This is a genomic window from Pectobacterium aquaticum (genome assembly GCF_003382565.3).
Lineage (GTDB): Bacteria > Pseudomonadota > Gammaproteobacteria > Enterobacterales > Enterobacteriaceae > Pectobacterium > Pectobacterium aquaticum.
In genome coordinates this window covers 4,367,368-4,382,756 of record NZ_CP086253.1, presented here as the reverse complement: position 1 = coordinate 4,382,756, position 15,389 = coordinate 4,367,368, and the positions used below count along the sequence as shown (strand labels likewise).

Genomic DNA, 15,389 nt, shown 5'->3' with positions numbered 1-15,389 from the left:
ATTTTTTATCACCAATTTGTTTGTTAACAATTGAGCAATAAAAAAGCAATCTTGCTACTCCATTCCCAGCTCTTTTAATTTACGCGTCAGGGTATTTCTACCCCATCCCAGCAATCTTGCCGCTTCCTGTTTATGCCCCTGCGTATGTCGCAGTGCCGTCGTCAGCAACGTCCTTTCCATTTCCGGCTGTGCTTCCGCTAGCAGGTTTTGATGACCGGAACGCAGCGCGCGATCGGCCCATTGTGCCAACAGCGTGGCCCAACTGTCCGGCAGAATATGCACGGTGGAATCAGGTGCGGTGGTCTCGAACAATTCAGGCGGCAGATCCTGAATCAGCACTTCCTGACCGGCGGCCATGACGGTCAACCAGCGACAGGTGTTTTCCAATTGGCGCACGTTGCCAGGCCACGGTAAACGAGTTAGCGCCGTTTCTGCTTCTGGATGCAGATTCTTCGGCTCGACGCCCAGTTCTTTGGCTGTAGCCTGCAAAAAGTAACGCGCTAGGCGGGGGATATCTTCCCGACGTTCGCGCAGCGGCGGCAGATGAACGCGGATCACATTCAGGCGGTGGAACAAATCCTCACGGAACTTGCCTTCCTGCACGCGTTGTTCAAGATTCTGGTGCGTTGCCGCGATAATACGAACATCCACTTTTACCGCAGCATAGCCGCCAACGCGGTAAAACTGCCCGTCTGCCAAGACGCGCAACAGACGGGTTTGTACGTCTAGCGGCATATCGCCGATTTCATCGAGAAACAGTGTACCGCCATCGGCTTGCTCAAAGCGGCCCTGACGAATCTGGTTAGCACCCGTAAACGCGCCTTTTTCATGGCCGAACAGTTCTGATTCGATCAGATCTTTAGGAATGGCAGCCATGTTCAGCGCGATAAAAGGGGATTTAGTACGCGGGCTGTGGCGATGCAGGGCCTGCGCTACCAGTTCTTTACCGGTTCCCGATTCGCCATTAATCAGCACGCTGATCGACGATCGAGACAGGCGGCCGATGATGCGAAAGACGTCCTGCATCGCGGGGGCTTCGCCAATAATGTCGGTTGTCGGGCCGTTGATTGGCTGGTTGCGTACCGGCTGCTGCTGTTCCAGATAATGACTGATCGCGCGCTCAACCAGCGCAACGGCTTCATCAATATCGAATGGCTTCGGCAAATAGTCGAACGCACCCTGTTGATAAGCGCTAACCGCGGCATCCAAATCGGAATGTGCCGTCATAATGATGACTGGGAGCATTGGGTGGCGCTGTTTGATTTGCTGTAAGAGCGCTAATCCATCCATTCCTGGCATACGGATGTCGGACAGCAGAACGTCAGGCGTTTGTGTCGCCAGCGCATGCAGTACCTGATTTCCGTTCTCAAATGTTGCACAGGTTAAACCCGCACCAGCAAGCGCGCGCTCAAGCACCCAACGGATGGAGCTATCGTCATCGACAATCCAGACTATCCCTCGTTGCATTGTAACCTCACTGGCGAATAGGCAGATAAACCGAGAATTCGGTGTGTCCTGGCCAACTGTTAAATTCAATTTTACCTGAGTGCTGGTCGATAAGACTGCGGGCAATGGAAAGCCCTAAACCAGTTCCCCCTTCGCGTCCGCTCACCATCGGGTAAAACAGCGTGTCCTGTAGTTGAGCGGGTACGCCAGGGCCGTCATCTTCCACGTCAATACGTGCTGCGAGGCGATAGCGCACACCGTGTAACGTGAGCTGAAAAGCCGTGCGGGTACGTATCGTAATCGTCCCGCCTTCCTCGCCCAGCGCTTGTAGCGCATTGCGGGTAATATTCAGCAGTACCTGTTCAATCTGATCGGGGTCGTGCGTCAGTTCCGGCAGGCTGGGGTCATAGTCTTTCACCAGCGTCACGTTATCGGGCTTTTCCAGTGAGACGAGTTGGCAAACGCGTTCGGCGACCTGATGGATGCTTTGGGTGATGTGCAGGCCGGGCTGCTGTGGCCCGAGCAGGCGATCAACCAGATTACGCAGGCGATCCGCCTGTTCGATAATGACCTTGGTGTATTCCGTCAACGCTGGGTCAGGCAGTGCTTTAGCAAGCAACTGTGCGGCACCGCGCAATCCGCCAAGCGGATTTTTTATCTCATGCGCCAGACCCCGGACCAAATCACGGGCGGCCTGCTGCTGAGCATGTTGAAGCTGTTCCTGACTGAGACGGCGCTGGTTATCCATCGGCGCCATTTCCAGTAGGATAAAATCGTTCTGTACCCGCTGAGCGGTGAGCGACATGATGTGCGCTTTGCCATCTACGACGATGGTGACTTCGTTATCTGTAAACCCTTGCCCTGAATCCAGACTTTCACGCAGTAAATCGATATTCAGAGAAAAGTATCCCAGCAAATCGGGCAACGGTGTGCCGGATAATTTACGCGAACTTTGTGCCAGTAATTGCTGTGCTGCTGGGTTGGAATAGTGAATAGCCAGATCGTTATCCAGCAATAAGATGCTGTTTATCAGGGAATTTAGGATCTGCCCAGCATCGGGCAGCGTGCCTGTTGCCATAACGCAGACTCCCGCACCGTCGTGGTGCATTGTAGTGTGGATGATGGATGTTACGTCGCAACGGCCAATGCCGGTGGTGAAAAAAGCCCATCCGAAGATGGGCTGAAGCGTTTCCACGGCAACAAAAACAAAATTATTAGTATTCTGTTGTTTATCGGTCATGGTCGGGTATCAGCATACCCAACCACGCCGAGGTATACCCGTCATACTTCAAGCTGCTTGTGCGTTGGCAGCCCTTACTCACCCCAGTCACTTACTTGTGTAAGCTCCTGGGGATTCGTGCGGTTGCCGCCTTCACGCAACTCGAATTATTTTTGGTATAAATATTAGACGCTTGGTTATTAAACGCTGTAGTACAGTTCGAACTCAACTGGGTGTGGCGTCATACGAACGCGGTCAATCTCAGGCTTACGCAGCTCGATGTACGCGTCGATAGCGTCGTCGGTGAACACGCCACCACGAGTCAGGAACTCGCGGTCTTCGTTCAGTGCAGCCAGGGCCTCATCCAGAGAACCTGCAACTTTTGGAATCTCTGCTTCTTCTTCCGGTGGCAGGTCGTACAGGTTTTTGTCCATCGCATCGCCAGGGTGGATTTTGTTGATGATGCCGTCGAGGCCAGCCATCAGCAGTGCAGCGAAGCACAGGTATGGGTTAGCTGCTGGATCCGGGAAGCGTGCTTCGATACGACGTGCTTTCGGGCTAGCAACCACTGGGATACGGATTGAAGCAGAACGGTTACGGGCAGAGTAAGCCAGCATAACAGGTGCTTCGTAGCCTGGGACCAGACGCTTGTAGGAGTTAGTGGTCGGGTTCGCCAAGGCGTTGATGGCTTTAGCGTGCTTGATAACACCGCCGATGTAGAACAGCGCCAATTCAGACAGGCCGCCGTATTTGTCGCCAGCGAACAGGTTAGTGCCGTCTTTAGACAGAGACATGTGGCAGTGCATACCTGAACCGTTATCACCGAACATGGGTTTTGGCATGAAGGTCGCGGTTTTACCGTAGGCGTGAGCCACGTTATGCACGACATATTTGTAGATCTGAATTTCGTCAGCTTTTTTGGTCATGGTGTTGAAGCGGGTAGCCACTTCGTTCTGACCAGCGGTAGCCACTTCGTGGTGGTGAGCTTCAACAACCAGACCCATTTGCTCCATGGTCAGACACATTGCAGAACGGATGTCCTGTGATGAATCGACTGGTGGAACTGGGAAGTAGCCGCCTTTCAGACCTGGACGGTGACCTTTGTTACCGCCTTCGTATGCTTTACCGGAGTTCCAGTAAGCTTCGATGTCGTCGATAGCAACGTGAGAACCGGACGTGCTGCTGCCGAAACGGATGTCATCGAACAGGAAGAATTCTGGTTCAGGCCCGAACAGGACGGTATCGGCAATGCCTGAAGAACGCAGGAAATCTTCCGCACGTTTCGCGATAGAACGCGGGTCGCGGTCATAGCCTTGCATTGTGCCTGGCTCAAGGATGTCACAACGAATGATCAGTGTAGAATCTTCGAAGAACGGATCGATCATTGCGGTGCTGGCATCGGGCATCAGAACCATGTCTGACTCGTTAATACCTTTCCAGCCGCCAATCGAGGAACCATCAAACATTTTACCTTCTTCGAAGAAGTCGGCATTGACTTGATGAGCCGGAATGGTGACGTGCTGCTCTTTACCTTTAGTATCAGTGAAGCGTAAATCAACAAACTTCACTTCGTGCTCATTCAGCATCGTCAAAACATGTTCTGCGGACATACTTGGTTCTCCCGATTGGTCATTTATCGTCGTGGAACGAATATCGTTGTGGATTGATGTTGTTGCCGTGAGTAGACTAAAGCTAAAAGTGTGCCAACTTTTTAAATGTGTGCAATGTGTTGCTCCTTGGGGCTTTCTCACGTAAACCCACTGCACCATTATAGTCTAAAGCACCAAAATGGTGCTCCATATGTGAATTATTGCACTAATTTAGTGCATTCATGTTCGCTTGTAGCGCTTTTGCACCGTGAAAGGGATCACAAAGCAGGCAGCTCTAGGTTGTTTATCATAGATGCTTGTGATCTTGTTTAGTCCCTCGATTAATACGTGTACAATAGCGCGCTATTTCTAAATGCCTGAGGCAAAGCTGTGATCGAAAATTTGCGTAACATCGCCATTATTGCGCACGTTGACCATGGGAAAACCACCCTGGTTGACAAGCTGTTGCAACAATCCGGAACGTTCGGTGAACGTGTCGAAGCAACCGAGCGTGTAATGGACTCCAACGATTTGGAGAAAGAGCGTGGAATTACCATCCTCGCAAAAAATACCGCCATTAATTGGAAAGACTACCGTATTAACATCGTAGATACCCCGGGACACGCCGACTTCGGCGGCGAGGTTGAGCGTGTAATGTCGATGGTTGACTCGGTACTGCTGGTTGTTGATGCGATGGATGGCCCGATGCCGCAAACGCGTTTCGTGACCAAAAAAGCATTTGCCAACGGTCTGAAGCCAATTGTGGTTATCAACAAAGTTGACCGTCCTGGTGCGCGTCCTGACTGGGTTGTCGATCAGGTATTCGACCTGTTCGTGAACCTGGATGCGACGGACGAGCAACTGGATTTCCCGATCATTTATGCTTCTGCGCTGAATGGTATCGCGGGTCTCGACCATACCGATATGGCGGAAGATATGACTCCGCTGTATCAGGCGATTGTCGATCACGTTTCTCCGCCTCAGGTTGAGATGGATGCGCCGTTCCAGATGCAGATCTCTCAGCTGGACTACAACAACTATGTTGGCGTTATCGGTATCGGCCGTATCAAGCGCGGTAAAGTTAAGCCTAACCAACAAGTCACTATTGTTGATAGCGAAGGCAAAACCCGTAACGGTAAAGTCGGTAAAGTTCTGACTCACCTGGGTCTGGAGCGTATCGACGCGACTGAAGCGGAAGCAGGCGATATCATCGCGATCACCGGTCTGGGCGAGCTGAACATTTCCGACACCATCTGCGATCCGCAGAATGTCGAAGCGCTGCCAGCACTGAGCGTCGATGAACCTACCGTTACCATGTTCTTCAACGTTAATACTTCACCATTCTGCGGTAAAGAAGGTAAGTATGTAACGTCGCGCCAGATTCTGGAGCGTCTGAACAAAGAGCTGGTGCACAACGTTGCTCTGCGCGTTGACGAAACCGAAGACGCTGATGCGTTCCGCGTTTCTGGCCGTGGTGAATTGCACCTGTCAGTTCTGATCGAAAACATGCGTCGTGAAGGCTTTGAACTGGCCGTATCACGTCCGAAAGTTATCAACCGCGTTATCGACGGTCGTAACCAAGAGCCGTTTGAAAACGTGACGCTGGACATCGAAGAACAGCACCAAGGTTCAGTCATGCAAGCCATGGGTGAGCGTAAAGGTGATGTGAAAGACATGATCCCAGATGGCAAGGGTCGTATCCGTCTGGATTACCTGATCCCAGCTCGCGGTCTGATCGGTTTCCGTACCGAATTCATGACCATGACGTCTGGTACCGGTCTGCTGTACTCCACGTTCAGTCACTACGATGACGTGCGTCCAGGTGAAATCGGTCAGCGTCAGAACGGCGTGCTGGTTTCCAACGGTCAAGGTAAAGCGGTCGCGTTTGCACTGTTCAGCCTGCAAGATCGCGGTAAGCTGTTCCTCGGACACGGTGCAGAAGTGTATGAAGGCCAGATCATCGGTATTCACTCACGTTCTAACGATCTGACAGTAAACTGTCTGACCGGTAAGAAACTGACCAACATGCGTGCATCGGGTACCGATGAAGCAACCACACTGGTTCCGGCGATCAAAATGTCTCTGGAACAAGCGCTGGAGTTCATTGATGACGACGAATTGGTTGAAGTTACGCCACAGTCTATCCGTATTCGTAAGCGTCACCTGACCGAAAACGATCGTAAACGCGCTAGCCGCGGCAGCAAAGACGTCTAATTTCAGACGGATTTGTCTTGTTACGCAACAGGGCACCTTCGGGTGCCCTGAATTTTATGCGCTTTCTTCCACTTTAACCTTTCCTTTATATTTCCTCCCTGTTCAGTTTCCCCATTTCCCGCTACAGTGAAAATCCTACGATTACGTCAGGAGGTCACTGCCATGCTGTATATCTTTGATTTAGGCAATGTCGTCATAGATATTGATTTCAATAGAGTATTGGGTGTCTGGAGTAATCTGAGCAGCGCGCCGCTCGCGACGTTGCAAGAGCGTTTTGTCATGGGCGAGGCGTTTGAACAGCATGAGCGGGGTGAGATCAGCGACGAGGAATTTGCCACCAGACTGTGCCAGGAAATGGGCATCGCCCTGAGCTTCGAACAATTCACCGCTGGCTGGCAGGCTATTTTTGTCGCGTTGCGTCCTGAGGTTATCGACATCATGCAGCACCTGCGTCATGAAGGGCACCGCGTGGTGATTCTGTCGAATACTAATCGTCTCCACTGTTCACACTGGCCTGCGCTATTCCCAGAAGTGGCGACGGCGGCCGACAAGCTCTACCTGTCGCAAGATATTGGATTACGTAAGCCGGAATTGGCGATTTATCAATATGTCCTGACAGAGGAAGGCGTTCCGCCTGGGCAAGCCGTCTTTTTTGACGATAATGCCGCGAACGTCGATGCTGCACAAAGCCTGGGTATTCACAGCATTCTGGTGACCGATCGTCAGGTGGTGCCGGATTTTTTCGCCATGCAGGCGACGACGGCTAAAGCATGATTTATATCGCAAGGGCGGACACAGCCCCTATTGGGAATGATAACATCAGGAGTAGTTGGGTTTTATGATTGCGCTAATTCAACGAGTATCCAGCGCCAGCGTTACGGTAGAAGGCAGTGTGGTTGGGGAAATCGATAAAGGTTTACTGATCTTGCTGGGCGTTGAGCAGGGCGATGACGAACAAAAAGCCACGCGACTTTGCGAACGTGTATTGGGTTACCGCATATTCGGTGACGATGACGGGAAAATGAATCTCAATGTTCGCCAGTCTGGCGGCAATGTGCTGGTGGTTTCACAGTTTACGCTCGTTGCCGATACGCAGCGTGGCATGCGGCCTGGTTTTTCTCGCGGTGCGCATCCCTCAGAGGCCGATCGCCTCTATCAGTATTTTGTCGGACAGTGTCGTGAGCAAGGCGTTCACACGGAAACGGGGCAGTTTGCGGCAGATATGAAAGTGGCATTGGTGAATGACGGCCCGGTGACGTTCTGGTTACAGACATAGCGTTGTCGCGTCATCGGTCTGTAACGTCATGGTGTTGTAACGTGCTATTACCGTTGCCGTTCCGAGTATAAATTTGCTTCAACAGTCTGATTTCATGAACCCTGATGCAATGAGGCATCTCGGTATAGAGGAAGGGTTATGTATCATTTGAGAGTACCTGAAAGCGCGGAAGAACTGGATGCGTACTATCAATTTCGCTGGGAAATGCTGCGTAAACCTCTGCACCAGCCGCTGGGCTCCGAGCGTGATGCCTATGATGCTCTGGCACATCACCAAACTGTGGTGGATGAACAGGGAAGGCTGGTTGCGATTGGGCGTCTTTCTATCAATGCGGATAATGAAGCGGCAATCCGTTTTTTAGCTGTTCACCCCGACGTCCGAGGGAAAGGGTTAGGCACGCTGGTGGCGATTACTCTGGAGTCAGTCGCGCGTCAGGAAAGCGTCAAGCGCGTGGTCTGTAGCGCTCGAGAAGACGCCATGGATTTTTTCTCCAAGCTGGGCTTTGTTAATCAGGGAGAGATCACTGCGCCACAAACCACACCCGTGCGGCACTTCCTGATGATTAAACCGGTAGCGACGCTGGATGATATTTTGCATCGTCCTGACTGGTGCGGACAGTTGCAGCAGGCGTGGTATGAGCACATTCCCCTGAGTGAAAAAATGGGAGTGCGGATAAGCCAGTACACCGGAAAGCAATTTATTACCACCATGCCTGAAACAGGCAACCAGAACCCGCATCACACGCTTTTTGCCGGCAGCATGTTTTCTCTCGCTACGCTCACTGGGTGGGGATTAATCTGGCTGTTATTGCGTGAACGACACCTCGGTGGAACGATTATTCTGGCAGATGCGCACATTCGTTACAGTACGCCGGTGAGTGGCCGACCGAATGCCATCGCTGATTTAGGGTCGCTGAGTGGCGATCTGGATCGTCTCGCGCGTGGGCGTAAGGCGCGCGTGCAGCTCAATGTTGAACTCTTCGGTGATGACAATAAAGGGGCGTTGTTCGAAGGGGTTTATATCGTGCTGCCTGCTCAACCGGATACGCCACTGGAAGAAGGTGGGTCAGTAGTGGATTAGCCCGTGGCTAATCATTGTGACAGCCAAGCATGATAACGTTCTTCCCATCAATACATCATGCTGCATGTTAGCCAGCACATTTCGCCATAATAATACCCGTAGTTCTCACTGGGTGATGTTGCTGACAACGTCCGTAGAGCGGGAGTAACGGATAGATCGTAAAGACGTTGCGAGTTCGTCCATGTAAGCTCGGCTTGCGCAGATATGAATCTCATCCCTGAGATCCACCCTTTGAGGGCCGTCGCAAGCGACGTTCAAAAGCCTTCATGACGCTTTTGTCCTTGGCGCGAACGCTTTACTCTTCTATCCCATTATCACCGTTTTCACTCTACGAAGAGGTTTTCCAACGATCAGCAAACACTGCTATCTCTCACTTCGGGCTTTCCAGCGTTCGCTCGTCAAGTAGCCGTTCACGCCCACATCCAGGAAAGGGCGTGGCGGCAGGTAGTTCGCCTGTCCGAGCGATTGCATATCAACGATTAGCGGGTTGTCTTCACCCAGCGCCAAATCCGCCAGAATATGTCCGGCAGCGGTTTGCTTCGACAGCCCCGCCCCGTTACAGCCAGCGGACGCGTACACATTGTCGCTTAGCTGCCCCCAAATTGGCGCGCCGTTGCGCGTTACGCTAATCAAGCCTGACCAGGTATGCGCCATCTTCACATCGCTCAACTGCGGGAACATCTGGGCAAAAATAGCCGCGTGACGACGCGCGTGGCGTCCGGTTTCTACCGCGCTATTGACCAGCTCTGGGGTAAATTTCACATGCTCCCGAATCAGGAAGCGATGGTCGCGCGTATAGCGTAGCGTCGCGCTGGCCAGCGCATTGACCGGCGTCAGCCCCCAGTCCGGCATGTCGCCCATGCGCGCTATCTGCTCCGCGTTCAGCGGCTCCGTCAGCGTCGCGAAGGTCGCCACGGCAAACACCCGACCATTGAACAGCGGCAGGCCGCGCGCCGCGCCGTTAATCGCCATCATCAGCTTATCCGCCTGAATCTCGCCGTACGGCGTTTCCACACGAATGCGCGATCCTGTTTCGATATTCAGCGCGGGTGAATGGGCGTAAACCGTCACGTTCTTCGGCAAATTCGCCACCAGCCCGACCACCAGCGCCGCCGGGTTTAGCAGAATACAATTGGGCGTATACACAGCACGATGATAGAAAGACGTGCCTAAGCGGCGGGCAAGTTCGTCTTTTTCCACCACCTGATAGGGTTCGCCAAGATCGTTCAATTCGCGGACATAGGTATCGATCAGGCCGTCAAACGTCGAACTGACGGCGCAGTGATATTTCCCCGCCACGCTCCAGTCGCATGCAATCGCATGGCGATCCACCTTATCCTTCAGATGCGCTACACCGGACTGCAACAGGCGACGATAAGCCGCCGCTTTTTCCAGCTCGGCGGTCGAGCTGCCGATGTTGTGCGGTAAATCGATGACGAAACCGGAGTTACGCCCGGAGGCATTGTCGCCAATCTCGCCCGCATCCAGCAGGATAATATGTTTATCCGGGCGCTGTTCAGCCAGACGCTGTGCAAAGGCGATCCCCGCATAGCCAGCGCCGATTACCAGCCAGTCCGCCGTTGTTTTTCCACGCTGCTGTGGGTAATTCGGTTTATCGACAAGATCTGCCGACCAGCCATTACGATTCTGATCGAAAGGAAGATGTTTGATTTTCACAATGGTGTAAGCCTTGAAGAGAACGGGTTGTATCAGAAGACTGACGATACGCAATGCTGATTAAGATAAAGAAAGGCAGGAAGCGGTGTCCAGCAAGAAATGTCGCTAAAACTTAGATAAATAAGTGAAAAGTCAAAGCGCCTGCAAATACAGGCGCTCAGAAGGACTAAGACGTTACACGACGCCCTGCGCCAGCATCGCGTCAGCCACTTTTACAAAACCTGCCACGTTGGCACCGCGCACGTAGTTAGTTTGGCTGTCTTCACCGCCATACTGCACACAGGCACTGTGAATATCCAGCATGATGTGGTGCAGACGCGCATCCACCTTCTCTGCTTTCCAGCCCAAACGTGCCGCGTTCTGCGCCATTTCCAGACCGGATGTCGCCACGCCGCCCGCATTAGCCGCTTTGCCCGGCGCAAACAACACGCCAGCATCCAGGAACGCGTCGGTCGCTGGGATCGTGGTTGGCATGTTGGCACCTTCTGCCACCGCTTTCACACCGTTAGCAATCAGCGTCTGCGCCGCTGGCAGATCCAGCTCATTCTGCGTCGCACACGGCAGCGCGATGTCTACCGGTACTTCCCACGGCGTTTTTCCTGAGAGGTAGGTCAGTTTCGCTTCACGCGCGTAATCTTCCACGCGGCCATAACGTTTATTTTTGATCTCTTCAAGCAGCGCCAGTTTTTCTGGGGTAAACCCGTTCTCATCCACTACCGTGCCGTTAGAATCTGATGCCGTAACCACACGCGCACCCAGCTCCATTGCTTTTTCAATCGCATACTGCGCCACATTGCCGGAACCAGAAACCGCAACACGCATGCCTTCAAAGCTCAGACCGTGGCGTTTCAGCATCGCTTCCGTGAAATAGATCAGGCCGTAGCCCGTCGCTTCAGGACGGATCAGACTGCCGCCGAACGACAATCCTTTACCCGTGAAGACGCACGCGGTGTTGTTGGTCAGCTTCTTCATCATGCCGGTCATGAAACCGACTTCACGGCCACCCACGCCGATGTCGCCCGCCGGAACGTCGGTATCCGCGCCCAGATGACGATACAGTTCCGTCATCAGCGCCTGACAGAAGCGCATGACTTCGCCCTGGCTTTTCCCTTTCGGGTTAAAGTCCGATCCGCCTTTGCCGCCGCCCATTGGCAGTGTCGTCAGCGCATTTTTGAACGTCTGCTCGAACCCAAGGAATTTCAGAATCGATAGGTTAACGGACGGATGGAAACGCATGCCGCCTTTGTACGGGCCGATCGCGGAGCTAAACTGGACACGCCAGGCGCGGTTCACCTGTACCTGACCTTTGTCGTCCGTCCATGCGACGCGGAACTGAATCACACGCTCCGGTTCTACCAATCGTTCCAGCAGGCTGTAGTCCGCATAGTGAGGGTTCTGGTCCAGAAAAGGCCACAGAGTGGAAAGGACTTCATTAACGGCCTGTAGAAACTCAGGTTGATGCGGATCGCGCTGTTGAACAGAATCAAGAAAACTTGCCAGAGATACGATTTGTGCCATGAACAGCTCCTGATTGAACGAATAAGTTCCCGTCTGCTTCTTTATTTTTAGACACGCAGAAGCTTGTGGGGTCGGTGAAAATGATGTTGTGTCCTCTGGACTATAACACTGGCGATGGATATTTAAGCAAGCGTTTTCTTTTCATATAAACGTTATAATCCAATGGGATAGGAAGGGGTTTTGGGTGATTTGAGAAGAGAAATTTGCTATAAGTTTTTGTTATATAACAAAAGGCACAGCTAAGAAGCCGTGCCTTTCATCACTGAAAAAAAATGCAAAAAAAGCTAATTTTTATTCGTCTTCCTCATCGTGCAGCGGCACGATGAGCATATCGACATGTACGGTATTAATCAGTTGGCGAGCAGAAGACATCAATTTGCTCCAGAAGTCCTGATGGTGACCGCACAGCACGAGGTCGACATCGTATTTCTTAATCGCATCAACCAACACCTGCCCTAAATCGCCGCTGCCGCTCAGCGTCTCGCTGATAGGGTAGCCCGCGTTCTGGGACAGCTCAGTCAACGCATTCTGGGTTTCTTCAGAGATACGCTGTTGCATGTCACCCAGATTGACGTCAATCAGCCCTGTGTAGAGATCGGAATAGTTCACATCAACGTGGATTAACGAGACTTTCGCATTGTACGGTCTTGCCATTGAAACAGCTTTTTCCACTAACACTTTGCTTTCTGGAGAAAGGTCAACAGCAATAAGGATATGTTTGTAAGCCATAATAAGACTCCTTCCGTAAAGACTAATTAAGGGTTAGCAGATATTTCTCCTGCCAATCTGATACTTAACAGCGGATTATAGGATAGCACTCGTCCACGCTATCGGACTGTTCAGTCGATCACAACCCGTTTTAAAACCTGTTAATTCTATTGATAAGTGTAGTAGAAACCGCTCCTTTTCACAGTTAAATCGCGCAGCTTCTCCTTTCAGAAAGGGCATTATCTCGTCGAAAATCGTCCTTCATCCCGATTGCGCCAGCCTCTCTGGCACAAACGAACATTCTTCTTCTACACTACAAGTAGGGGTGGTGAACTTGTCCGCTGCACCTTGGGATGGAAAACGAGAATGGGGCTAGTCGTGATGCCGTTGGCTAGCCAAAATGACAATAAAATCGTGCGCAAGCGCGTGGCATAACTATTCGTAGAAAAAATGTCACAGAAAAAACGGCGTCGATAAGCGTCGCGGATAATAAATAGTAACGCTTGTCACCGGTGACTGGTGGATAACGGGAATGTATGACCATCGAATCTGACGAATAGAACGACCGGGAGGAAAGCATGATTAGTACATTTGCGCTTTTCTGGGCTTTATGTATCGTCTGTATCATCAATATGGCGAGGTACTATTCTTCATTACGCGTGTTACTGCTAATTTTGCGTGACTGTGACCCGCTGCTTTACCAATACGTTGACGGGGGGGGATTTTTTACATCGCATGGCCAGCCAAGTAAACAAATCCGGCTGGTACGCTATATTTACGCGCAACGCTATCTTGATCATCACGACCCTGAGTTTATTCGCCGTTGCGAGCGAGTGCGGGGACAGTTTCTGCTTACGACCGCCCTGTGTGGCCTTATCGTCATCAGTCTGTTTGCGATGACGATATGGTATTAAACGCGGGTACTTACACCATTTTCTGGTATTAACATCACTATTGTTATTAACACCACCACTGGTATGACAACCATGAACGTCGATAAAAAGTAAAAAGGCGATTCCCCACAGAATCGCCTTTTTTATGATAGTTAGATCAGCTTCAACGCCAGCCAGTACAGCGTACCGGACATCAGCATTGAGACAGGCAGCGTCAACACCCAGGCAAGCAGAATACTTCTTATCGTTTTGCCCTGTACGCCTCCACCGTCCGCAATCATCGTCCCGGCAACCGCCGAGGATAATACGTGCGTGGTGGAAACCGGCATACCGGTGTAACTGGCAACGCCAATCGACAGAGCCGCCGTCACCTGCGCCGAAACGCCCTGTGCGTAGGTCATGCCTTTCTTACCAATCTTCTCACCGATGGTCACTGCAACGCGTTTCCAGCCCACCATGGTGCCCAGAGACAGCGCCAATGCGACAGCGACGATAATCCAGAGAGGCGCATACTCAACCGTCTGCAGCATGTCTTTACGCAGGTTGCTCAGGTAGCGCTTATCTTCGCCCGACGTTTCTGGCAGCTTGATCACTCGGTCCATCGTGTCAGAGATACACATCAGCAAGCGACGCACTCTGCTACGATCGTCAGGGTTCAACTGGTCGTAACTTTTCAGGTTATTCAGCAGGCCCTGTGTACGTTCAATCGCAATCATTACGCGTGAACTGTCACAGTGAAACTCTTTCTGACCGTTGCTGGGAGTCGTGCTTTCTGGCGTAGAAATCACTGGCGGAGACAGGTCGATAACGTGCGTCAACGCGTCGCCGTGCTGCTTGTAGTATTCCTGCAAATTGACAACGGCATCACGGGTACGGCTGATGTCATAGCCAGACGCGTTCATGTTGACAATAAAGCCGGCAGGCGCGACGCCAATCAGCACCAGCATAATCAAGCCGATACCTTTCTGACCGTCGTTTGCACCGTGAGAGAAGCTCACCCCAATTGCCGATAAAATCAGCGCGGTACGCGTCCAGAACGGCGGCTTACGTTTGCCGTCCTGCTTTTCACGATCGACAGGCGTCAGATGCACGCGCTTGCGTTTTTTGCTGTTGTTCCAGAACCGACGCAGTACCAGCAACATCAGACCTGCCACCACCATCCCCACAATCGGCGAGAGCAGCAGGGACAGGAAAATGCTGATCATTTTCGGCACGTTCAACGCGTCCACGACGGAGGTATCCGTCAACAGCGCGTTGGTCAAACCAATACCGATAATGGAGCCGATCAACGTGTGAGAACTGGAGGCAGGAATACCGAAATACCAGGTACCCAGATTCCAGATAATGGCAGCCAGCAGCATGGAAAAGACCATCGCCAGACCGTGCGCCGAACTCACGTTCAGCAATAAATCCGTGGGGAGAAGGTGAACAATGGCATAGGCCACGCTCAGGCCGCCCAGCAGTACACCGAAGAAATTAAAGACCCCCGCCATAACAACGGCAAACTCGGCGCGCATCGCTCGGGTATAAATAACAGTGGCAACGGCATTCGCAGTATCGTGAAAACCGTTGATGGCTTCATACATCAGTACAAACAACAAAGCCAATATCAACATCAGGCCAGTGTAGTAATCCAAACCGGCAAATAAATGTAGCATAAACGTTAGGCCATTTAGTGGTCATGAACGCGGCGCATTATCGGCGACAAGCAGGGGTCTGGAAAAGCGAAATATGACATTTTTTTGACTTAATATGTGACGACGATCGGT

Annotated in this window: 12 protein-coding genes; 5 read left to right on the top strand and 7 right to left on the bottom strand. The window is 52.0% G+C overall.

What is annotated here, in order from left to right; all coding sequences use genetic code 11:
- Positions 1-54 precede the first annotated feature (54 nt).
- The 3 genes from glnG to glnA form a co-directional block, all read right to left on the bottom strand.
- Positions 55-1,467 (bottom strand): nitrogen regulation protein NR(I), encoded by a 1,413-nt coding sequence (gene glnG / locus DMB82_RS20270; RefSeq protein WP_102118801.1) that lies wholly within the window; start codon positions 1,465-1,467, stop codon positions 55-57.
- A 7-nt stretch (positions 1,468-1,474) separates the two neighbouring features.
- Positions 1,475-2,524, bottom strand: a complete 1,050-nt coding sequence (gene glnL, locus DMB82_RS20265) for a nitrogen regulation protein NR(II) (protein WP_102118800.1) — start codon at positions 2,522-2,524, stop codon at positions 1,475-1,477.
- Positions 2,525-2,865: 341 nt separating this feature from the next.
- Positions 2,866-4,275, bottom strand: coding sequence for a glutamate--ammonia ligase (gene glnA, locus DMB82_RS20260; RefSeq protein WP_010298142.1), 1,410 nt, complete (start codon positions 4,273-4,275; stop codon positions 2,866-2,868).
- A gap of 369 nt (positions 4,276-4,644) precedes the next feature.
- Here glnA and typA point away from each other — a divergent pair, with 369 nt between their 5' ends.
- From typA to fabY, 4 genes are all read left to right on the top strand, one after another.
- Positions 4,645-6,468, top strand: coding sequence for a ribosome-dependent GTPase TypA (gene typA, locus DMB82_RS20255; protein ID WP_103862859.1), 1,824 nt, complete (start codon positions 4,645-4,647; stop codon positions 6,466-6,468).
- A 162-nt stretch (positions 6,469-6,630) separates the two neighbouring features.
- Positions 6,631-7,242, top strand: coding sequence for a glucose-1-phosphatase (yihX, locus tag DMB82_RS20250; RefSeq protein WP_116163855.1), 612 nt, complete (start codon positions 6,631-6,633; stop codon positions 7,240-7,242).
- Positions 7,243-7,306: 64 nt separating this feature from the next.
- A complete protein-coding gene (gene dtd, locus DMB82_RS20245) occupies positions 7,307-7,744 on the top strand; it encodes a D-aminoacyl-tRNA deacylase (RefSeq protein WP_109225104.1) in 438 nt (145 codons plus the stop codon).
- Positions 7,745-7,882: 138 nt separating this feature from the next.
- A complete protein-coding gene (gene fabY, locus DMB82_RS20240; RefSeq protein ID WP_102118796.1) occupies positions 7,883-8,824 on the top strand; it encodes a fatty acid biosynthesis protein FabY in 942 nt (313 codons plus the stop codon).
- Positions 8,825-9,187: 363 nt separating this feature from the next.
- Here the strand turns inward: fabY and DMB82_RS20235 are convergent, their stop codons facing one another.
- From DMB82_RS20235 to uspA, 3 genes are all read right to left on the bottom strand, one after another.
- Positions 9,188-10,501, bottom strand: coding sequence for an NAD(P)/FAD-dependent oxidoreductase (locus tag DMB82_RS20235; RefSeq protein ID WP_116163857.1), 1,314 nt, complete (start codon positions 10,499-10,501; stop codon positions 9,188-9,190).
- A gap of 174 nt (positions 10,502-10,675) precedes the next feature.
- Positions 10,676-12,019, bottom strand: coding sequence for an NADP-specific glutamate dehydrogenase (gene gdhA, locus DMB82_RS20230; RefSeq protein ID WP_102118794.1), 1,344 nt, complete (start codon positions 12,017-12,019; stop codon positions 10,676-10,678).
- A 291-nt stretch (positions 12,020-12,310) separates the two neighbouring features.
- Positions 12,311-12,748 (bottom strand): universal stress protein UspA, encoded by a 438-nt coding sequence (gene uspA, locus DMB82_RS20225; RefSeq protein WP_102118793.1) that lies wholly within the window; start codon positions 12,746-12,748, stop codon positions 12,311-12,313.
- Between the two features lie 557 nt (positions 12,749-13,305).
- Between uspA and uspB the strand changes: the two genes are divergently transcribed.
- On the top strand, positions 13,306-13,641 hold the full coding sequence (gene uspB, locus DMB82_RS20220) for a universal stress protein UspB (RefSeq protein ID WP_010281678.1): 336 nt from the start codon (positions 13,306-13,308) through the stop codon (positions 13,639-13,641).
- A 131-nt stretch (positions 13,642-13,772) separates the two neighbouring features.
- Here the strand turns inward: uspB and pitA are convergent, their stop codons facing one another.
- Positions 13,773-15,278, bottom strand: a complete 1,506-nt coding sequence (pitA, locus tag DMB82_RS20215) for an inorganic phosphate transporter PitA (RefSeq protein WP_102118792.1) — start codon at positions 15,276-15,278, stop codon at positions 13,773-13,775.
- Positions 15,279-15,389: the final 111 nt, after the last annotated feature.